Raw genomic sequence first — 20,662 nt, forward strand, 5'->3', positions numbered from 1 at the left:
TGAAGCACGAAGGCAAAACGCGGATGCCAGCGCAAAGGCCAAAACACCGAACGGCGACGCATGAAGCACGAAGGCAAATCGCGGATGCCAGCGAAAGAACAAAAACCCAAACACCACCACAACCCGGAACACTCACTCACAGCGAAGCATCGACCCCGATCACCTCCACAGCCTTCCGCCGATAACCCCCCGTAGCAAGCAGCAGACTGCGCGAATACTCACTCTCAACCTGCTGCGCGCGAACGCGCTCGATATCGAGTTCCTCGACAATCTCGCCATTACGCATAATCGCGACACGCGAACACAAGAAACCGACCACGGCGAGATTGTGACTAACAAGAATCATCGTCAGATTACGCTCTTGATGCAGGCGCTTGAGCAGATTCAATATTTCAGCCTGCACGGAAACATCGAGCGCCGAGGTCGGCTCGTCGAGCAACAGCACACGCGGCTCCACGATCAATGCACGCGCAATCGCAACCCGTTGCCTTTGCCCACCCGACAACTGATGCGGATAGCGAAACCGAAACGACGCATTCAGCCCGACTTCGCGCAGCGCATTGACGATGCGTTCTTCATGCCGATCGATTCCATTGATGCGCAACGGCTCGCGCAATGTCTGATCGACGGTGAAGCGCGGATGCAGCGAGCCATATGGGTCCTGAAACACCATTTGCACATCGCGCTTTTGCGCCGCTTGCTCGTGCTGCGCGATGCGCATCGTGCCTAGCGCAATTGGCGTAAGCCCACTCAACGCTCGCAAGATCGTCGATTTGCCGGAACCCGACTCGCCGACAAGGCCGAACACTTCGCCCTGCGCGACATGAAAGCTCACATTGCGCACCGCGTCGACGGCGCCTGCGGCCGTCTTGAAGCGCACGGTCACTGCATCGACCTCGATCATGCGGATGCTCCTTGCACATCGTTGAGCCATGCGGGATCGCGCGAGAGAACGGGCAACTCGGCAGGCGGATTGGCAAGCGGCGGATTCGCCGCCAACAAGCCGCGCGTATACGGATGCTGTGCATGAACAAGATCGCGCGCCGCGCAGGTTTCGACGACGCGCCCCGCATACATCACCACGACGCGGTCGCAGAACGACATCACGAGCGGCAGATCGTGGCTGATGAAGATGAGGCCAGTATCATGTTTCGCGATCATCTCGTCGAGCACGGCGAGTACCTGCATCGATACCAGCACGTCGAGCGCGCTGGTCGGTTCGTCGGCGATCAACAGGCGTGGCCCCGTCGATACCATCATCGCGATCATCACGCGCTGCCCCATGCCACCCGAGAGCTCATGTGGATACGAATCCACCACGCGCTCCGGGTTGCGGATATGCACGGCCTCGAGCGCGGCAATGATCTTCTCGCGCATCGCCCGCCGTCCAAGCTTCGGCTCGTGCAGCGCGAACGCTTCGCGCATCTGCTGCGCGACGGTCATCACCGGGTTCAGCGAGTATTTCGGGTCTTGCAGGATCATGCCCATCTGCTGGCCGCACAACTTCCGGCGCTTGTCAGCGCGCATATCGAGCAGATCGTTTCCGTCGAAGCGCATCGTCTTCGCCGTGCAATGCGCAGCGGGCGGCAACAATCCCAGCAGCGCGCGACCCGTCAATGACTTGCCCGATCCCGACTCGCCGACAATGCCAAGCCGCTCGCCCTTGTTCAGCGTCAGCGATAGACCACGCACCGCTTCGTTCATCGTGCCGTCGTGCGTGCGGAACGCGATGCGCAGATCGTCGATTTCGCACAATGCGGGTGTCGTGTCGTGTGTGCTCATGTCAGTCTCCATGACGCGGATCGAAGACATCGCGCAATCCGTCGCCGAGCAGATTGAACGCGAGGCTCACGAGCAGAATCGCGAAGCCCGGAAGGGTGGCGACCCACCACGAATCGAGCAGTACGTTGCGGCCCGATGCGACCATGAAGCCCCATTCGGGACTCGGCGGCTGTGCGCCGAGTCCGAGAAAGCCGAGTCCTGCGACGGTCAGAATGATGCCCGCCATATCGAGCGTCGCGCGCACGATCACTGACGACGAACAAAGTGGCACGATATAGCGCAGCAGAATGCGCAGGTTAGACGCGCCTTGCAGCCGCGCAACGTGAATGAAGTCGGTCTGCACGAGCCGCAAGGTTTCGGCGCGCGCGAGCCGCGCGTACGCGGGCCATGCGGTAATCGAAATGGCGATCACGGCATTGAACACACCCGGCCCCAAGGCAGCCGCGAACGCGAGCGCAAGCACGATCTTCGGGAACGCGAGCGCGATGTCGGTCACGCGCATCAGCACGTTGTCGACCCAGCCGCCGAAGAAGCCCGCCGTCGTCCCAATCAGGAGACCGATGGGCACGACGACCACCACGACGAGTATCGCGATAGAGAGCGTGAGCCGCGACCCGTAAATGATGCGCGAGAGAATATCGCGGCCGAGCTGATCGGTGCCGAGCCAGTGAGACGCTGAGCCGGGCGGCAACAGCCGGTCGGACAGCACCTGTATCAATGGATCGTGCGGCGCGATCCACGGCCCGATGATCGCGACGATCACGAGCAGCACGAGGATCGAGAAGCCGAACACCGACAACGGATTGCCCCTGAAGCGCCGCCAGCGCCGGTATGCGAGACCGAGCGCGGCTTGCCGGCGCGATGCGGGCGTGTCCGTCAGCAGCCATTCCTTCCAGGTCGGACGGGGCGCGTTCATCGGCCAGTCCGATGGTGAACGGTCAACAGGAGGTCGCACGTCGAAAGTCTCCGTTGCATCAGCGGGCGCGCGGATCGAACACGCGATAGAGCGCGTCGGTCAGCAGATTCAACGCGATGAAGGTAATGCCGATCACGAGCGTGCTGCCAAGCACGGCATTCATGTCGGCGTTGAGCAAGGCGCCCGTCAGATATGAGCCAATACCCGGCCACGCAAAGACGATCTCCGTCAACACCGAGCCTTCGAGCAGAAAGCTGTACGAGAGCGCGATCACCGTGAGCAGCGGCACCGCGATATTGCCGAACGCATGCACCCAGATCACGCGCCGCTCGGACAGACCTTTGGCGCGTGCCGTGGTGATGTACTCCTGATTCAACTGGTCGAGCATGAACGAGCGCGTCATCCGGCTCAGATACGCGACCGAGTAGTAGCCAAGTATCGCGGCAGGCAAGGCGATATGCGACAGCGCATTGAAGAACACATCCCATTCGCCCGCGATCAGTGAGTCGATCAGCAGGCTGCCCGTGCGCGTATCCACCATGCCGTCGAACACTGGGTCGAGCCTGCCCGGTCCAGACACCCAATGCAGCTTCGCATAGAACAGCAACAGTCCCATCAGGCCGAGCCAGAACACCGGCACCGAACTGCCGATCAAGCCTATGAAACGCGCCACGTGGTCGATCCAGCGGTTGTGCCGGACGGCCGCAATCACTCCGAGTGGCACGCCGACCAGCACGCCGATGATCGTCGACAGTGTCGCGAGTTCGAGTGTCGCGGGGAACACGCGCTTGATGTCGTCGATCACCGGGTTGGCCGTCAACAGCGATACGCCGAGATCGCCGTGCAGCACCGCGCTCACATAGATGAAGAACTGCTCGGCCAGCGGCTTGTCGAGACCGAGCTGGATGCGCGCGGCCGCGTAGGCACTCGCCGACGCGCGGTCGCCAAGTATCGCGAGCACGGGGTCGATCGGCACCTTGCGGCCGATCACGAAGGTCACGGCCAGTAGGCCCGTGAACGTGATGGCGAGCGTGAGCACCCAGCGCAGCACGCGCAACGTCCAGCGCAAGCCCGCGCTGCGCGCGGACGCAGCGCGGATCTGGTCGATGGGAGTGAGCGGTGTCGACATATCTGCCGCGTGCCTATTGCTTCTTCACGTGCAGATACGACACGAGATCGTTGATCGGGCCGACTTCGAGGCCCGTCACGCCCGGACGCATCGCCACTTGCGACACCTGCTGGAACATGATGACGAACGGCGACTTCGCGAGCATTTCCTTCTGCATCGTTTGATAGAGCTGCGCGCGTTTGGCCGTCGACGATTCGGCGAGTGCCGCGTTGGTCTCTTTTGTCAGATCGGGAATGTCCCACGAATTACGCCACGCAAGCATCTTGTACGAAGACTTGTCGGAGTTGTCGGGATTCCACGCATAGCCCTGCGCATTGCTGTGCGGGTCGATGTAGTCCGCCGACCATTCGCCGATATAAATATCGTGCTGGCGCGCGCGGTACTTTGCGAGCGTCTGCTTGTTGTCGCCCGGAATGATCTCGACCTTGATGCCGCCTTGCGCGAGATTGGCCTGCACGGCCTGCGCGATTTCGTTGTACGGATACGCGCTGCGCACGTCCATCGTCACGTTAAAGCCATTCGGCAAACCCGCTTTCGCAAGCAGCGCCTTCGCTTTGGCCACATCCTGATGATACGGATTGCTGTTCAGCGCACCGAGAAAGCCTTCCGGCAGGAACGTTTGATGAACCTTGAAAGTGTTCTTCGTCACGTTCTTCTGGATGCCGTCGTAATCGATCAGCCATTTCATGGCTTCCTGCACTTCGGGCTTCGCGAGATTCGGGTTCTTCACATTGAGGCCGAGATAGAGCAGCGTGGCCTGCGGCACCGACGTCACGGTCACCTTGTTGCCCTTGGTGAGCGTGGCGAGATCGTCGGGGCTGAGATTGCGCGCGACGTCCGCGTCGCCGTTTTCGAGCAGCAGGCGCTGGCTCGATGCCTCCGGCACGTGACGCATCACGATGCGTTTCATTGCCAGCGGCATACGGTAGCCGTCGTACTTCTGCAGGATGATGCTGTCGTTTGCCGTCCATTTGACGAGCTTGTACGCGCCGGAGCCTGCCTCGTTCGTGCGCAGCCATTCGTTGCCGAAATCATTGCCCTTCTGGTGCGACAGCAGCAGCTTCTTGTCGAGCACGGATGCAGGCCACGCGCCCAGCACGTTGAGCACGAACGTGGGCGCGTATTTCTGGTCGGTCATGATGCTGACGGTCGAGTCGTCGACCTTCTTGACGTTTTGCAGCGCGTTGTCCTTCGTCAGGCCAATGCCTTGCAGCACGGCGGCCGCGCCCTTGTCGAGCAGCACGCAGCGCTGGATCGACCATGCGACGTCGTCGGCCGTGAGCGGGTTGCCCGAATGGAACTTGAGATCCGGCCGAATCTTGAACGTGAACGTCAAGCCGTCCGGGCTGACCGACCACGACTGCGCGACGTCGCCGTTGAATTTCGACGGGTCTTTCAGATCAACGCGCACGAGGCGGTCGTACGTGTTCGCGACATATTCCTCGGGCACCAGCTCATACACTTCGCCCGGATCGAGCGTCGAGAATTCGTCGAGCGTGGTGGCGATCACCAGCATGTCTTTCGGCGTGGCCGCCAATGCGGTGCTTGTTGTCGTCATCGTAAGCGTCAGTGCCGAAACGACGGCCACTGCCGCTAGCGCATTGCGCAGAACCAGATTCATACTCGCTCCGTATCGAGAGGGAACATGCGTGGGAAGGCTGCAAAAAGAACGTGGATTACATCAGCTTCAACGGACCGCTTTCGCTGTTGTCGATGATGGGCAGCGCGCGCGAGCCGGGTATTTCGTAATGCCACCACTCGCTGGCAATATGCGTGAAGCCGGCCGCGTGCATGATGCCGAGCAGCAGCAAGCGGTTGCGCTGCACATGCTGCGGCAGCCCTTTGTGAAAATGCTCGGACTCCTTGACCATCGCGTCGAAGCCCGTGCCCATGTCGAGCGCTTCGCCGTGGCTGTCGATCAAGGTCAGATCGAGCGCCGTGCCGCGGCTATGATTCGAGCCGCGTCCGAGTTCCGCGATATAAGTCGGATCGGGCAAGAAGTCCCACAGAACCTGTTGCGCCTGCGGCGGACGGTACGCATCGAAAATGCGCAGCTTCATGCCGATGCTGGCCGCGAGCTCAACCGCCTTGCGCAATCTCGCTTCGGCGGGCGCGAGCAACAGGCAGTGCGCTTCCTTGTAAATCGGCTTGCCGGTGAAGTTGTTGGCGGTCGCATAGGCGAGGTCGAGTTCGACGCCATGCGTTTCGGGAGTGACATGTATGAGTTGTGGGGTATCGGTCATGGGAATCAGAGGTCGAATTGATCGAGTTCGCGCTGCAACTCGCGGTTGCGCGCAACACGTTGGTCGATAGCCGGACCCAATCGTTCAACGATCGACGTCAATAGCAGATTGAACAGGCACGTAAGCGGCGCAAGCGAATCCCAGAACTGGCCAACGTCCGTCTTCACCTGAATCAGGTCGCTGGGAAACTCGCGTGCCCACGGGCAATAGAGATCGGTGACGAGTGCAAACGGCAATTCGCGCCGCGTCGCCGCTTCGCAATAGCGCCGCGCGATGCGCGAATAGGCGCGCGTGTCGGTGACGATCAGATATGGCGACGCGAACTCCGAATTGAGCGAGTCGACGTACGAGCCGGACATGCCGTCCGAATAGAACACGCGCGGGCGCAGGTACTCCAGGTAGCTGTAGAACGCGTTGGAAATGCCGCGCGTGGATTGGATGCCGAGGATGAAGACAGCATCCGCTTCGGCAATGCGCTGCGCGATGCGCGCGAACGTCTCGCCCTGCGCCAGTTGATACACGTAGCGAATAGCATCGACTTCGAGATCGAGAGAGCGCGCGGTGGTGGCATCGCCCGCGTCGCCCGTATCGATGCCGTCCGCGCCGCTGTCGTTGCTGTCGTCGCGTTCGCTGCGGTAAGCGTCGAGCCGGTCGGTGATGAACCACGGGCGCGATTGCGCGCCGCGCAACTCGCGCTTCAGGTCGTCGAGATTGCGATAGCCGACGCTGCGCAGAAAGCGCCCCACCGATATCCCGCTCGTGCCCGTCTGATGCGCGATCTGGTCCGCCGTTTCCAGGCCGAGGCGTTCCAGATTCGCCAGCATGTAGCTGGCGATGCGCTTGGCCGTGGGCGTCAGCGTCGCGAAGCTTGCTTCGACTGTGTGGGCGAATGCGGTGGACATCGAGTGTCGTTCGGCGTGTTCTTCGTTAGTTATCTGTCATAGTCCGGCAATCTGGTACGTATATGACAGGGACAATAAAGCGAGCGCTAACTTAAAATTTTTATCGGATCTCGCAAACTCATAGCACTTTGACCAGACGTGCATTGAACGTCATTCATCCGTCATCCGCTTCCGGCAGCGCATCTTGCATGCGCTGCATGCCTTGCAATTCAAGGCTCGCCCCTTCTCTGCTCGCTTGTTCGAATGGCGCTAAGATCGCTCCCGCAGCAACCGGTCCGCGCGTGGTGAACACTGCGCGGACTGACATGACGACGGCATGACCGTCCCCGATTTCGCCTCCAGAGACAGCGGTTGCCGATCTGCCATGGCGACCGCAGTCGCTGGAAATCCCACAGTACGATCCGGTGGCGTGTCCCCGGAGCTTCCTATAAGTGTTGGAGGGCTAGACGTGAACAAGCTGACGACTGCTTTTGGCGCACCCGTTGTAGACAATCAGAACACCCAGACGGCGGGCCCGCGCGGCCCAGCATTGCTGCAGGACGTGTGGTTCCTCGAGAAGCTCGCGCACTTCGACCGCGAGGTGATTCCCGAGCGCCGCATGCATGCGAAAGGCTCGGGCGCATTCGGCACGTTCACCGTCACGCATGACATTTCGAAGTACACGCGCGCCAAGATCTTTTCGCAGATCGGCAAGAAGACGGAGCTGTTCGCGCGCTTCTCGACGGTAGCGGGCGAGCGCGGCGCAGCCGATGCCGAGCGCGATATCCGCGGCTTCGCCGTGAAGTTCTATACGGACGAAGGAAACTGGGACCTCGTCGGCAACAACACGCCCGTGTTCTTCCTGCGCGACCCGCTGAAATTTCCGGATCTGAACCACGCGATCAAACGCGACCCGCGCTCGGGCCTGCGCAGCGCCGAAAGCAACTGGGACTTCTGGACGCAACTGCCCGAAGCGCTGCATCAGATCACGATCGTGATGAGCGATCGCGGCATTCCGAAGTCGTTCCGTCATATGCACGGGTTCGGCAGCCATACGTTCAGCTTCATCAACGCCGACAAGGAACGCTTCTGGGTGAAGTTCCATCTGCACACGCAGCAGGGCATCCAGAACCTGTCGGATGCCGAAGCCACGGCGCTCGTCGGCGCGGACCGCGAGAGCTCGCATCGCGACCTGTACGAATCGATCGAAGCCAACGAATTCCCGAAGTGGACGATGTTCGTCCAGGTCATGCCGGAAGCGGATGCATCGAAGACCTCGTACAACCCGTTCGATCTGACCAAGATCTGGCCGAAGAAGGATTACCCGCTGATCGAAGTCGGCGTGATGGAACTGAACCGCAACGCGGACAACCACTTCGCCGACGTCGAGCAGTCTGCGTTCAATCCCGCCAACGTGGTGCCGGGCATCAGTTTCTCGCCGGACAAGATGCTGCAAGGCCGTCTGTTCTCGTACGGCGACGCGCAACGCTATCGCCTGGGCGTGAATCACAGCCTGATTCCCGTGAATGCGCCGCGGTGCCCGGTGCATAGCTATCACCGCGACGGCTCGATGCGCGTCGACGGCAACATGGGCGGCGCGACGCCATATAACCCGAACACGCGCGGCGAATGGCTCGATCAGCCGGACTTCAGCGAGCCGCCGCTGTCGATCGAAGGGGCCGCCGACCACTGGAACCACCGCACCGACGACGACTACTTCTCGCAGCCGGGCAATCTGTTCCGCCTGATGTCGCCGGAGCAGCAGCAGGCGTTGTTCGACAACACGGCGCGCGCGTTGGCGGGCGTGTCGGAGCCGATCCGGAAGCTGCACGTCGAGCATTGCACGAAGGCCGATCCCGCCTATGGACAAGGCGTGGCGGCTGCGCTTGAATCGGCGGGCAAGGCGCTGTGAGATGCGCATTGCATAGCATCTGACGGCTGTTGCCGCTCGCGCTGAGACTGCCCCGAAGGTCGAACGGCCTTCGGGGTTTTTATTTCGACTGCGCGAGAGAATCTGACGGGGACGCTTCCTGTAAGGCAGATTTCCATTCGATCGCGCACTGGTCCACGAACCACGCAATGCGCGACTGACAGAACTCGAGATAGGTCCGCACGATCGCGGAAGGATGCCGATGCGACGGATACAGCAGATTGACCTGCTGATCCGGCAACGGATACGAGGGCAGCAGCGGGACGAGCCGTCCTTGCCGGATCGGTTCGGCGGCGAGAAAGGGCGGAATCTCGGTGACGAACTCGCCGTTCAGCGCGCGATAACGAAGCTGCGCGTAGTCGTTGGTGGTCAGCACGATGTGCGGTTCGACCGTCGTCTTGCCGATCTGCCATGTGCTGCTGTCATTGGGCGCGCGGTTCCAGAGCGCGCAGGGCAGACGGGTGAGCGCGGACGGTTCGTGCGGCATGCCGAAACGCTCGATCAGTTGCGGACTCGCAACCAGCACGTGACGATACGACAGCATGCGTCGCGCAACCATTGCTTCATGCGCAATTGCGCCGACGCGCAACGCCACGTCGATGCCTTCCTCGATCAGATCGACGCGCCGTTCGGTCGTGTACACATGCACGCGGATGTCAGGGTAGCGGCGCTGAAAGTCGTGCAGGAGATCCCACCAGATATCGAACGCGGGCGGTAGCGACAGGCGCAGCCGCCCTTTGAGCATGGCCTGATCGGAGACGACGGCTTCCTCGCCGTCTTTCAGGATCTCGACGCCGAGACTTGCGTGCTGGTAGAGCCGCGCGCCGGCATCGGTGAGACGGGTGCCGCGCGCCGAACGCTCCAGCAGTTGCACGTTCAGTTCTTTTTCCAGCGCGCGAATGCGCCGGCTGATGGTGGCGAGCGGCACGTCCATCCGGCTGGCCGCGTTCATGAGACTGCCAGTCTGGACGACGCTGACAAAGATGCGGACGTCATTGAGATCCACCGCGTTTTACCCGGAAGAGACGATGTGATCGCGATCTTAGTGCATAGGCTTCGTGCTGGGGAAGAGGCGGCGCCCGCCAGGTGTTCAGCTTTTCAGTTCAGCGAAGCGACGAAAATCCGCGCGACCTCTTCCAGGCCACGGCGGTCTTCGTCGTCGAAGCGCGCCAGCACGGGGCTGTCGATATCGAGCACGCCGACCAGTTCGCCGTTCGCCTTTTGCAGCGGAATCACGATCTCCGAGCGCGACGCCGAATCGCACGCGATATGCCCCGGAAACGCATCGACATCCGGCACGACCTGCGTCTCACGCGTTTCGGCTGCGCGGCCGCATACGCCACGGCCCATGGGAATACGCACGCAGGCGGGTTTGCCCTGAAACGGACCGACGACCAGTTCGCCTTCGATCGCGAAATAGAAACCGGCCCAGTTCAGTTCCGGCAGGGTGTTGAAGAGCAGTGCCGACAGATTGGCGGCATTGGCGATCTGATTTGCCTCGCCTTCGAGCAGCGAGCGCGCCTGCGACGCCAGTTCCTGATAGAACTCGGCCTTGGGCAGCGCGGTATTGATGGTGGCTTCGAACATCGGATGCACTCGTGTTGGCTTCAGGAAGCCATGATTTTCGCATCAAAGCGCGAAACGCGACGGCGGGCTGCTTTTATGCATGCGCTTTCATCGATCGCGGTCAGAATACAGTGGCCGGATCACCGAAAGTCGTAGCAGTCGTATTGGCAACATGAGCGGCCCCGCGTGGGCCAAAAGGACCGCTGATGCGTACACCGTCGTTCAACTTCATGCCCGCGATGGGGTCGTGACACTTTCCCGCTGATAGTCAGACGCCGATGAACTGAGCGAATTCGTCCAGCGGCGTGCGCTGCGAGCGCCACTGGTTGATCGCGGCATCCGTATCTTCGTAGCCGATCGCCATGCCGCTGAACAGCATGCGGTCGGCGGGCAAGTCGAGAAACGCGCCGATCGTCTGCGGGTACTGCGCCCAGCATTCCTGCGGGCAGCTATGCAGCCCTTCTTCGCGCAACAGCAGCATGACCGTTTGCATGAACATGCCGAGATCGGCCCATTGCGGTGGGCCCATGCGCCGGTCGACGGTGCAAAAGAGCGCGAGCGGCGCATCGAAGAACGTGAAGTTGCGCGCGAACTGCGCGAGGCGGGCGGGCCGGTTTTCACGCGCCACGCCGATGCTGCGGTAAAGGTCTTCGCCTACCTGAAAGCGCCGCTCGCGATACGGCGAGTGAAGGCCAGGCGGATAAACGTCGTACTCCATCTCTTCGCCGCCCGGCGCATCCGCGACGCGTTCGCGCATGATGTGCTTGAGGCGCGCGAGCGCGTCGCCGCCTACCACGTGGATATGCCAGGGCTGCAGATTGCCGCCCGACGGCGAGCGCGCGGCGGTGGCGAGCACACGGCGGATTGCGTCGGGTGGAACGGGCGTCGAAAGAAACTGGCGGACGGATTTGCGGCTGGTGACGGCTTCGCTGACGTTCACGCGGTGCTCCTCGAAGGCATTGCGTTGTGCTCGTGCGGGGTGTCGCAGATCGACACAGGCCGATGATACAGGCGGCGGCCATGTGGCCACGTGCCTGTCGAGCTAAAGCTTCTGTAAGACTTTGCCGTTAATGCGGGCGAATCAGAACGACCACATAAAACGGGGAGCCGCATTTGAACACGATGAAGCTGGCCACATCTTTCGCGGCGGTTGCCGCATTCGCGACGTTAGCCGGTTGCGTCACCAGCGAGCAGCAGATCTCCGCGGCGCCCGCGCGGCCGAGGCCGCAGCCCGCTGTCGTTGCCGTGCAGGCACCGCCGCCACCGCCGCCTGCTGTTGTGGTGCGCGCGCCTGCGCAGCCTGTTTATGTGTCTGCGCCGAGCGATGTCTATATTGCGGGCGTTATCGATCGCGACGTGGTGTTCGTCGGTGGCAGCACGTATTTGTGGGTGGTCGGCCCGGATGGCAAGCGTCATCGGCATTTCTATGCGCGTGGCGACCGCCGCGCCGAAGTGTTCCGCCGACGCGAGCATTTGCGCGTTGAGATGGCGCATCGTGGTGGGCGTCCGCCCGTGCATGCGGCGTTGCCGCCGCGTCGGGACGAGCATCGTGCGCATTCGCATGGCGAGCGTTCCGCGTATGTGCGTGATCCGCATCGGTCGGATCGTCATGATGGTGCGCCTGTGAGGCACGCGGAGCATCGTCCGCAGGCGGGGTCGGCACGGGTGGCCGGGCAGAGTGGGCATGACGTGGGCCCGCGCGATCACAAACGTCCGCCGCATGTCGATGAGGCGCAGCAGCCGTTGCATCGGCAGGGGCATGCAGGCTGAGCGCCTGGCGCGGCTGGTTTGGTTTTTTAGGGTTCGCGCTGGCATCCGCGTCACGGCGTTTGATGTTTTGGCCTCTGCGCTGGCATCCGCGTTTTGTTAGCTTGCTTCAAGCGTCGCCCCTGTGCGGGGCGGCACCTACTTTTCTTTGCCGCCGCAAAGAAAAGTAGGCAAAAGAAAGCGGCTAACACCGCCAACATTTCTTCCTGCCTGAGGGCCCCCGAAGGTTCTTACGCTTGACACGGCAACCACGTGACTCATGCTTGTTGCCAACGCTTCGAATGAGCGCCTCACCCGCTTCTGGCACCCACGTTGCCGCTCGCCGTGCCAGATATTCCACGGCCGCCCAGGTGGCAAACTGTGTGTAGGCCGTAACACCTCAGCCGCCTCACTTCGGACCGATAGCGCACGTGTCCCACCATGTAAGAGTAAGAGCGCTAACGTGTACGTCGCGACAACCTACACACAGTTTGCCACCTGGGCGGCAGATACCATTCGCTGCCGCTTGCCCTTGTTCGGGTGTTTGAAGTGGGTGAGGCATTCATTCAAAGCGTTGGCAACGAGCACCAGCCTGGGCACTACCGTGTGAAGCGTGGGGACGTTGGGGGCCCGTGGATAAGAACAAGGGCTGGCGGTGTTAGCCGCTTTCTTTTGCCTACTTTTCTTTGCGGCGGCAAAGAAAAGTAGGTGCCGCCCCGCACAGGGGCGACGCGTGAAGCAAGCTAACAAAACGCGGATGCCAGCGCAGAGGCAAAACACCGTGACGCGGATGCCAGCGCAAAGGCCAAAACATCAAACACCGTGACGCGGATGCCACCGCAAACCCGAACCGCCCACATAAACACAAACCACAACCCCCATTTAGAACCTTTCACAACATCGTGCTCGCAGTGCCCGCGGCGCTGAAGTCATTTCCCCGATCCATACGCACGCACAAAAAACGCAATCGTAATGCCAGCCGTAACGAGCAATGTGCCATAACGTATAACTGGCGCGGACGCGCGGCGGCCGACCAACGCGCCTCCATACCCCCCGATCAACGCCCCGATCAGCATAACGATCGTCTCCGGCCAATGCACCGCCCGCGCGACGATAAAAGTAACGACGGCCATCGTATTGGCCGCACTCACCAGCAGCGTGCGCGGCGCGTTGAGCAACTTCAACTCGCGACTATCGAGCAGTCCCCACACGGCCATCATCATGATTCCGACGGCGCCGCCGAAATAACCGCCATACACACCCAGCGCGAACTGCACCACGAGCACGGCCGCTCGCCCGATGTGCCAGCGCGCGCGCATCCATTCGCCGAAGCGCCGGCCAAACGCAAGCGCGACGGTCGCGACGAGCAACAACCAAGGCACGACGATATCGAAGGTCTTCGACGGCGTGAGCAGCAACATCAACGCGCCGCAGATCCCGCCGATGAGCGTCGTGATCAGCAGCGCCCGCAACGACACGGCGCCGATCGGCCCGAGCCCGTCGCGATACGCCCACGCGCTCGCGAGCCCGCCGGGATACAGCGCGACCGTGCTCGATGCGTTCGCCTGAACCGAAGGCACGCCGGCCGCGATCAGCGCCGGCAGCGTGACGAAAGAGCCGCCGCCCGCCAGCGCATTCATGCCGCCCGCGACCAGCCCGGCGCCCGCTACGAGGAATAGATTGTTCATCCGACGGATCATAGCGGCGCGCGCTTCGCGGATACAATCGGGATTCTCCGATGCCAGAGTTCGCCTTAGACGAAGATGACGACCACGTCGCGTTTCGACCTCACCGACCTGCGGCTATTCCTGATGGTCGTCGAGCATGGCAGCCTCACGCGCGGCGCTCAGGCGATGCACCTCGCACTCGCTTCCGCGAGCGAGCGCATCTCCGGCATGGAATCCGCGCTGGGCGCGCCGCTGCTCGAACGCACGCGGCGCGGCGTGCGCGCGACGCCCGCCGGCGAGGCGCTCGTGCGTCACGCGCGGCTGATCGTCGGGCAGATCGAGCAGATGCGCGGCGAACTGCGCAACTACGCAAAGGGCCTCAAGGGCCGCGTGCATCTGATGTCGAACACGGCAGCGCTCGCGTCGTTCCTGCCCGAGCAGCTTTGCTGCTTCCTCACCGCACACCCCGATCTATCCGTCGATATCGACGAGCGTCCGAGCGCGGACATCGTGCGGGCCGTCGCTGAAGGGCGGGCGGATCTCGGCATCGTCGCGGATAGCGCCGATCTTGCTGCGCTGCAGACGCATGTGATTGCCGACGATCAACTGGTGGTGGCCGTGAGCCGCACGCATCGCGTGGCGAACGACGAACGGGTTGCGTTTGCCGATATCGTCGATGAGGCGTTCGTGGGTTTGTCCGATGCGGCGCTGGAGCGTCATCTGGCGGATCACGCGTCGCGGCTCGGACGACAGATCCAGTCCCGCGTGCGCTTGCGCAACGTCGCCGATCTGGGTCGGCTGATCACGGCGGGCGTGGGCATCGCGATTTTGCCTGCGGCCTGCACGCAGTCGCTGGGCGATGCGGATATCGTCGTGTTGCCGTTGTCGGAGGCGTGGACGACGCGGCGTCTGCATCTGTGCGCGCGGGATTTTTCCGCGCTCACGCCGCACGCGCATGCGCTCGCGCAGCAGTTGATGACGCTCGGGGGGTGAGGTCAGGGAAGCGTGTCCGCGGATACCTTCACGACCGGCTGCGCGTTGCTGCCCAACACCGCACTAAACCGCCGCATATGCAGCGCCACCCGGCGCGCATACCCTTTCCCGCCGCCGCTATAGCGCCACAGCGCGGCATCGATATCGCCGCCGGCAGCATCGAGATAACCGCGCAGAATCGACGAGCCGATGCGCACGTTGATGGCGGGATCATCGAGTTCCTTCACGTTGGAGAACGCGCGCGGATGCGCGGCGGGCAACACCTGCATCAACCCGCGCGCACCGAGCGTGCTCACGGCGCGCGGATCGAAGCCCGATTCGACGGCCATCACCGACAGCAGCAGCACGGGCGACATCGAATAGCGGTTGGCTTCAGTAAGTACGGCTTGTGCGATCGTCAGCGCATCGGCGGCTGAGACGCGGAATTGCGCGCGCAAGGTCGCGACGATGTCGGCGGGAGAGGGAAGAACGGGCGTGTCGGCGGCCTGAGGTGCGAGAGGCGCTGGCGTTGCTTGAGATACCTGAGGCGCGGTTTCCGCTTGCGCATGGCCGAACGGCAGCGCGGCGCATAACGCGAGGCTCGCCGCCATCAATGCGAGCCTGATAAGCGTGTACCTCCACCGTCCTTTGGCTAGATTGTGTTGTTCCTGCATATCGTCTGGTACGAGCCCGGATGCAAGCACTCTACGGACATCGCCGTCGAGATTTTCAAAAGAAACGCACGGTGCGCGTAAAGACCGCGTAAAGACAGCGCCGTCGCGCAGACTCCGCTATAGCTGCGATTCGATCGGCAAAATGCTCAGAAACCAGATACCCGCCTTGCGCATCGCCGATACGTCCGGCTCGCTATCGAGTACCTTGACGGTGCCGTCGGGCGCCGTGTCGATCCAGACGATACTGCTCGTGCCGTTCGCATTCGCGCGCAATTCGAGCCGCCATGCGATGCGATCGAGGTTCGGCTCGAGCGTATCGACAACCTGCGCGGCGGCTGGCGCGCTCTCGCAATACACGCCGATCTCCGTGTTGAGTTCGACCGAACGCGGATCGAGATTCATCGAGCCGATAAAGATGCTGTTGCGGTCGAACACATAAGTCTTCGCATGCAGCGATGCCTTCGACGAGCCGAACAGATGCTTCTTGTCTTCCGTCTTGTCCGCCGCTTTGTCCCCCGTCTTGTCTTCCGCGACGGGCTTCAGTTCGTAGAGATGCACGCCTGCTTCGAGCAGCGCCTTGCGGTAGCGCTGATAGCCGGCATGAACGGCGGCGACGTCGGTGGCGGCAAGCGAGTTGGTGAGCACGGTGACGCGCACCTGCTTTTGCGTGAGTCCCGAGAGCCACGCGACGCCTTCTTTTCCGGGCACGAAATACGGCGAGACGACGAGCATCTGCTGCGTCGGCTGCAATTCGAGTGCCTTGAACTGCGTCATCAGTTGGCCTTGCGAGTCGCCCGGCGCGCGCGTGATTTTCGCGGGATCGTCGTAGAGCAAAGTGGCTTTGCCCCATGAAAACACGGCATCCTGCGAATGGATGACCTGCGTGAGCCGTGCGCGCGCGTTCACGACGTACGGGTTGTTTTCCTCAGAGGCCAAGTACGCGTCGAGCTGTTTGCGTACGTCGGCGAGCGCCGCAGGGTCCGCCTTGCGGCCCATCAGCCCGTCGATCGGATACGCGGCCTCGGAGTTCCAGAAAAGATCGAATGCCGACGACACCTCGTGTACGACAGGCCCATGCACGAGCACGTCGAGATCGCCGAACGCGACGTCGGTCGAAGCGCCGAAGTATTCGTCGCCGATATTGCGCCCGCCGAGTATCGCGCCCTGGTTGTCCGCGATCATCGACTTGTTGTGCATGCGCCGGTTCACGCGAAAGAACTCGGCGGCCATGCCGAGCTTCTTGAAGCTGCGGTTGGCGACGGGGTTAAAGAGGCGAATCTGCACGTTCGGATGCGAGTCGAGCGCGAGCAGCAGATTGTCGTCGGCATTGGTGCCGAGATCGTCGAGCAGAATCCGCACGCGCACGCCGCGATCAGCCGCGCGCATCACGGCAGACGCCAGTCCGCGGCCCGTCAGATCGTCGTGCCAGATGTAGTACTGCAAGTCGAGGGTGCGGTCTGCCGCTTCCGCGAGCACTAGGCGCGCGACGAGCGCATCGACGGCGTCGGGCAGCAGGTGAAACGCGGTTTCGTCGGGATGCCGTTGTTCCTGCGGCGTGAACGCGATGGCGAGCCGCGTGTTCTGCGTGTCGGTGACGGCGTGCGTCTGGATGCGGTCTGCCTGCGGCGGCAGACTCGCGCACGAAGTCAGCAGGGCGACGGTGAAAGCCGCGAGAAGACTTCGTAGTGTGATCATGGGCGCGCTCCGCAACGGCGATGCGCGTCAGATTAACGGGACGGAACGCCCGTTACAAGCGCAGTCGCGCAGGAGTCACGCGTTGTGGCGCGAGTCCATCATGAGTGATAGTACCCGCGCTTCAGTGCTGGCATGGCCAGCAGCGTCGTGAGGATGTCGACGACCATCAGCGGATCGATGGGCTTCGCGCATACGCCGTCGAAGCCGCCCGCGCGCAACTCGGCGTAGTTGTCGCCGGTTTCGTAGGCGGTGTAGGCGAGCAGCGGCACGCAAGCCATTCCCGGCGACTCGCGCAGCGTACGCGCCACCGCAAGCCCCGACACGCCCGGCATCGCGACGTCGAGCACGACGCTGTCGGGGTGCCACTCGTTGGCGATCTTCAACGCGTCGCAGCCGTTGTACGCGACGCGTGTATCGAAGCCGCTGTTGGCGAGAAACGCAGCGAGTGCGTCGGCCGAGTCGATGTAGTCGTCGACGACGAGCACGCGCGGCGGCATCGAATGCGCGGTAAAGCGTGCCGCCGTCCAGACGCGACTTCGGGTTGATGTGAAGGTTCTGTCTTGCATGTTGTGCCCCCTGTTCGTCTGACGCTGTTATCGGATGTCCTGTCATTGAAGAAGGCAGCAACGGGCATTCCACGCCGGCAAGGTATCCCGTTTGCATTGCCCGCGACGGTTGCAACGGCTGAAATGATGGCCGCTAGCGTGCAATGCAACGAAAAAGGAAAACCGAGCACGCGATTTGCCATGCTACGATTGATTCATCCGCCGGGAGAAACCCAAGCCCGGATTGCATCGCACTTTCTTCGCTACAGGAGGTTTGCCATGCATTTCGACTACAAGGGATTTCACATCGATTGCCGGGCCAGGCACGACGAAGACGGCCACTATGTCGCCCAAGCCAAGCTCACTCGCGGGGCGACGGCGAATACGCCCGCCGAAGTGCATCAATCGGGCGACATCGATTCGTTCGTCGACGAATCCGACGCCATGATTTGCGCACGTACGTGGGCGATCGAATGGATCGACGAAAACTGGGATTGATCCTTCCCTTTCACCAAAGCCTGTACGGCATACGTTTTGCCGCCTCAGCCGGTGGCGCATCGGCGCTGCCCGCTTCTCCATCATTTTTCGCGCATTGACTACGTTGGTCGGGAAATCCTGCCGATTGTCACCCGACGACGAGCGAATACCTCCGTGAAAACCCGAAAATGTTAAATGTCGGGACGGTGGAAGCCGATATCCAGTAAGTCGAAGCGAATCCGCGCGCAGAACCCGTAGGCAGCGCGGACGCTGCACGAACAACGCCTGAAACCTGAGAGCAGGCGTTTTTTCGCACAAAAAAGATTCATCGCGAAAGCAGATTTTCTTGGTAAAACCCGGGGGCCAGTAGTGAAAAAGAACTTGACCATCAAGACGAGGCTGTTCGTCGGTTTCCTGTCGATGGCGGCCATAGCAGTCGTTATTTCCGTTGTTTCGCTGTTCAGTCTTGCCAGCACGACGCAAGCGTTCGGCCACTATGTGCATGGCATCAACGCGCGCGCGCAGGTGGCGGCCGAGCTGCGCGCGGCCGTCGATCGGCGAGCGATCGCTGCACGCAACCTGGTGCTCGTGACGACCCAGGCGGATCTCGACCTCGAGACGGCTGCCGTAAAACGCGCGCATGAGGATGTCGGCATCAAGCTCAAGCAGCTCAACGACATGATCAACAGCGCGAGCGACACGAGCGACACCGCTCGTTCGCTGGTCGGCGAGATGAATCGCGTCGAAGGGCTCTATGGGCCCGTTGCGCTGAACATCGTGGGCCTCGCGCTCAACAACCATCACGACGAAGCGATCAAGGAAATGGACGATCATTGCCGTCCATTGCTGGCAGCGCTCGTCAAGGCAACCGACGACTACGCGAGCTACACGAAGACTCGCCAGGGCGAGATCGTGCAGAACTTCGAGGAGCGCTATGCGATGCTGCGCAACGCCATTCTCGGCGTGAGCGCGCTGGCAATCCTCGCATCGCTTGTGCTGGCCGTGCGCATGGTGCGTTCGATCACGCAACCGATCACCCGCGCCGTCGAAGTGGCGCGCACAGTGGCGACGGGCGACCTGACCAGCCATATCGTCGTCGATCGCGATGACGAAGCAGGCGAACTGCTGAAGGCGCTGCGCGACATGAACGACCGGCTCACCGAAACGGTCGGCCGCGTGCGATCGAGCAGCGCGAACGTCTCCACGGCGACGAATGAAATCGCCACGGGCAACAGCGACCTGAGCCGCCGCACGGAAGCGCAGGCTGCATCGTTGCAGGAAACGGCGGCGAGCATGGAGCAGTTGACCTCGACCGTGAAGCAGAACGCCGATAGCGCGCAGCATGCGAAGTCGCTGGCATCGAATGCGTCGGAGATTTCCCAGCGCGGCAGCCACACCGTCGAACGCGTAGTGACGACGATGGATGCGATCAGTTCCAGCTCAAGCAAGATCGCCGAGATCACCGGGATCATTGAAGGCATTTCGTTCCAGACGAACATTCTCGCGCTGAACGCCGCAGTCGAGGCGGCGCGCGCAGGCGAGGAAGGCCGCGGCTTCGCGGTGGTCGCGGGCGAAGTGCGCAGTCTCGCGCAGCGCTCGGCGCAAGCGGCGAAGGAGATCAAGGAACTGATTGCGCGCTCGGTGCAAGAGATCCAGAGCGGCGCTTCGCTCGCCGATGACGCGGGCCGTACGATGGCCGATGTGAACCAGGCCGTCGCGCGCGTTTCCGAAATCATCGAGGAAATCGCGGCGGCTTCGGTAGAGCAGGGGCGCGGCATCGAACAGATCAACCAGGCGATCTCGCAGATGGACACGGTGACGCAGCAGAACGCGGCGCTGGTCGAGCAGGCTTCGGCTGCCTCGCAATCGCTGCGTCATCAGGGCCGCGAATTGGACGATACCGTTTCTTCGTTCAAGCTCGCTGCGGCCTGAATGTGGCTTGAGCGCGACCTTTGCGCGACGTTGCAAGCGGCGTGATTCATTCACGCCGCGTTGCATATTCGCACACGTATCGCATCGCTAAACGACGAATGATTTTCCGGCTATATCTTTGTGCCCGCGCGACAACCGGTAAATCATTAAGTCATATATGCACCTCACTTTCCATTCGAGAAGAAAACGAAATGCCCGACGTATCTGCATTGCAAACAGGTTGCAGTGCGGTATAAACCTACTATGATAAGAACAACGCGCGGGTCTCGATCCAGGTGCTCGTGAATGCCTTGTATTGCGGCGTTTCAAGCGGCTTTGCGTTGCTAAGGCCTGCGTGTCAAAGGCGGTTGGGCCGCGTCATGTGCGCGGCTTATCGGCGAATCAAGCGGCAATATCCTGGCGTAGACATTGCGCGATGAAAATCGCGTTGTCATATTTTGCGTCGAGAAAACATGCGCGGCCGTTTGATGCACTCAATTCAATCGCGCTTAACAGATGTGTACGGAT

19 protein-coding genes are annotated in these 20,662 nt (G+C 61.9%); 5 read left to right on the top strand and 14 right to left on the bottom strand.

Annotated elements, in window-relative coordinates; all coding sequences use genetic code 11:
• Window positions 1–136: 136 nt before the first annotated feature.
• Genes BLT65_RS16615 through sapR form a run of 7 tightly spaced genes read right to left on the bottom strand, consistent with a single transcriptional unit; the run spans window position 137 to window position 6,972 of the window.
• Window positions 137–904, bottom strand: a complete 768-nt coding sequence (locus BLT65_RS16615; RefSeq protein ID WP_091779222.1) for an ABC transporter ATP-binding protein — start codon at window positions 902–904, stop codon at window positions 137–139.
• Window positions 901–1,782 (bottom strand): ABC transporter ATP-binding protein, encoded by an 882-nt coding sequence (locus tag BLT65_RS16620; RefSeq protein WP_042316633.1) that lies wholly within the window; start codon window positions 1,780–1,782, stop codon window positions 901–903. Before BLT65_RS16620 ends, BLT65_RS16615 begins: the two co-directional genes overlap by 4 nt.
• 1 nt (window position 1,783) lies before the next feature.
• Entirely contained in the window at window positions 1,784–2,698 is a 915-nt protein-coding gene (gene nikC / locus BLT65_RS16625; RefSeq protein WP_091779224.1) for a nickel transporter permease, read from the bottom strand.
• Between the two features lie 58 nt (window positions 2,699–2,756).
• Entirely contained in the window at window positions 2,757–3,827 is a 1,071-nt protein-coding gene (locus tag BLT65_RS16630) for an ABC transporter permease (protein WP_042316627.1), read from the bottom strand.
• A gap of 13 nt (window positions 3,828–3,840) precedes the next feature.
• Window positions 3,841–5,448, bottom strand: coding sequence for an ABC transporter substrate-binding protein (locus BLT65_RS16635; RefSeq protein ID WP_091779226.1), 1,608 nt, complete (start codon window positions 5,446–5,448; stop codon window positions 3,841–3,843).
• A 55-nt stretch (window positions 5,449–5,503) separates the two neighbouring features.
• Window positions 5,504–6,070 (bottom strand): D-alanyl-D-alanine dipeptidase, encoded by a 567-nt coding sequence (gene ddpX / locus BLT65_RS16640; protein WP_091779228.1) that lies wholly within the window; start codon window positions 6,068–6,070, stop codon window positions 5,504–5,506.
• 5 nt (window positions 6,071–6,075) lie between these two features.
• Entirely contained in the window at window positions 6,076–6,972 is an 897-nt protein-coding gene (gene sapR, locus BLT65_RS16645; protein WP_091779230.1) for a sap1 transcriptional regulator SapR, read from the bottom strand.
• Window positions 6,973–7,420: 448 nt separating this feature from the next.
• On the opposite strand from sapR, the gene BLT65_RS16650 reads away from it, so the two are divergent.
• Window positions 7,421–8,863: a catalase gene (locus BLT65_RS16650; RefSeq protein WP_042316616.1), complete on the top strand. Its 1,443-nt coding sequence runs from the start codon at window positions 7,421–7,423 to the stop codon at window positions 8,861–8,863.
• A 79-nt stretch (window positions 8,864–8,942) separates the two neighbouring features.
• On the opposite strand, the gene BLT65_RS16655 is transcribed toward BLT65_RS16650, so the two are convergent.
• From BLT65_RS16655 to BLT65_RS16665, 3 genes are all read right to left on the bottom strand, one after another.
• Entirely contained in the window at window positions 8,943–9,887 is a 945-nt protein-coding gene (locus tag BLT65_RS16655; protein ID WP_091779232.1) for a LysR family transcriptional regulator, read from the bottom strand.
• Between the two features lie 92 nt (window positions 9,888–9,979).
• Window positions 9,980–10,468 (bottom strand): GAF domain-containing protein, encoded by a 489-nt coding sequence (locus BLT65_RS16660; RefSeq protein ID WP_091779234.1) that lies wholly within the window; start codon window positions 10,466–10,468, stop codon window positions 9,980–9,982.
• A gap of 247 nt (window positions 10,469–10,715) precedes the next feature.
• Window positions 10,716–11,387 carry a nitroreductase gene (locus BLT65_RS16665; RefSeq protein ID WP_091779236.1) on the bottom strand — a complete coding sequence of 224 codons (672 nt, stop codon included), beginning with the start codon at window positions 11,385–11,387 and terminating at the stop codon, window positions 10,716–10,718.
• A gap of 182 nt (window positions 11,388–11,569) precedes the next feature.
• On the opposite strand from BLT65_RS16665, the gene BLT65_RS16670 reads away from it, so the two are divergent.
• Window positions 11,570–12,217, top strand: coding sequence for a hypothetical protein (locus tag BLT65_RS16670; protein ID WP_229515333.1), 648 nt, complete (start codon window positions 11,570–11,572; stop codon window positions 12,215–12,217).
• A 905-nt stretch (window positions 12,218–13,122) separates the two neighbouring features.
• On the opposite strand, the gene BLT65_RS16675 is transcribed toward BLT65_RS16670, so the two are convergent.
• A complete protein-coding gene (locus BLT65_RS16675) occupies window positions 13,123–13,881 on the bottom strand; it encodes a sulfite exporter TauE/SafE family protein (protein WP_091779425.1) in 759 nt (252 codons plus the stop codon).
• Between the two features lie 75 nt (window positions 13,882–13,956).
• Here BLT65_RS16675 and BLT65_RS16680 point away from each other — a divergent pair, with 75 nt between their 5' ends.
• Complete coding sequence (locus BLT65_RS16680) at window positions 13,957–14,853, top strand: LysR family transcriptional regulator (RefSeq protein ID WP_091779240.1); 897 nt, start codon at window positions 13,957–13,959, stop codon at window positions 14,851–14,853.
• Window positions 14,854–14,855: 2 nt separating this feature from the next.
• Here the strand turns inward: BLT65_RS16680 and BLT65_RS16685 are convergent, their stop codons facing one another.
• The 3 genes from BLT65_RS16685 to BLT65_RS16695 all read right to left on the bottom strand — a co-directional run bounded on the left by BLT65_RS16685 (window position 14,856) and on the right by BLT65_RS16695 (window position 17,767).
• Window positions 14,856–15,443 carry a lytic transglycosylase domain-containing protein gene (locus BLT65_RS16685; protein ID WP_091779242.1) on the bottom strand — a complete coding sequence of 196 codons (588 nt, stop codon included), beginning with the start codon at window positions 15,441–15,443 and terminating at the stop codon, window positions 14,856–14,858.
• Window positions 15,444–15,623: 180 nt separating this feature from the next.
• Complete coding sequence (locus BLT65_RS16690) at window positions 15,624–17,201, bottom strand: phospholipase D family protein (protein ID WP_091779244.1); 1,578 nt, start codon at window positions 17,199–17,201, stop codon at window positions 15,624–15,626.
• 98 nt (window positions 17,202–17,299) lie between these two features.
• Window positions 17,300–17,767, bottom strand: coding sequence for a response regulator (locus BLT65_RS16695; protein WP_091779246.1), 468 nt, complete (start codon window positions 17,765–17,767; stop codon window positions 17,300–17,302).
• A gap of 258 nt (window positions 17,768–18,025) precedes the next feature.
• On the opposite strand from BLT65_RS16695, the gene BLT65_RS16700 reads away from it, so the two are divergent.
• The gene (locus BLT65_RS16700; protein WP_007586771.1) at window positions 18,026–18,244 is read left to right on the top strand and encodes a hypothetical protein; all 219 of its coding nucleotides are present in this window, start codon (window positions 18,026–18,028) and stop codon (window positions 18,242–18,244) included.
• Between the two features lie 348 nt (window positions 18,245–18,592).
• Entirely contained in the window at window positions 18,593–20,155 is a 1,563-nt protein-coding gene (locus BLT65_RS16705; protein ID WP_091779248.1) for a methyl-accepting chemotaxis protein, read from the top strand.
• Window positions 20,156–20,662 lie beyond the last annotated feature (507 nt).

Source organism: Paraburkholderia steynii, from assembly GCF_900100565.1.
Lineage (GTDB): Bacteria > Pseudomonadota > Gammaproteobacteria > Burkholderiales > Burkholderiaceae > Paraburkholderia > Paraburkholderia terrae.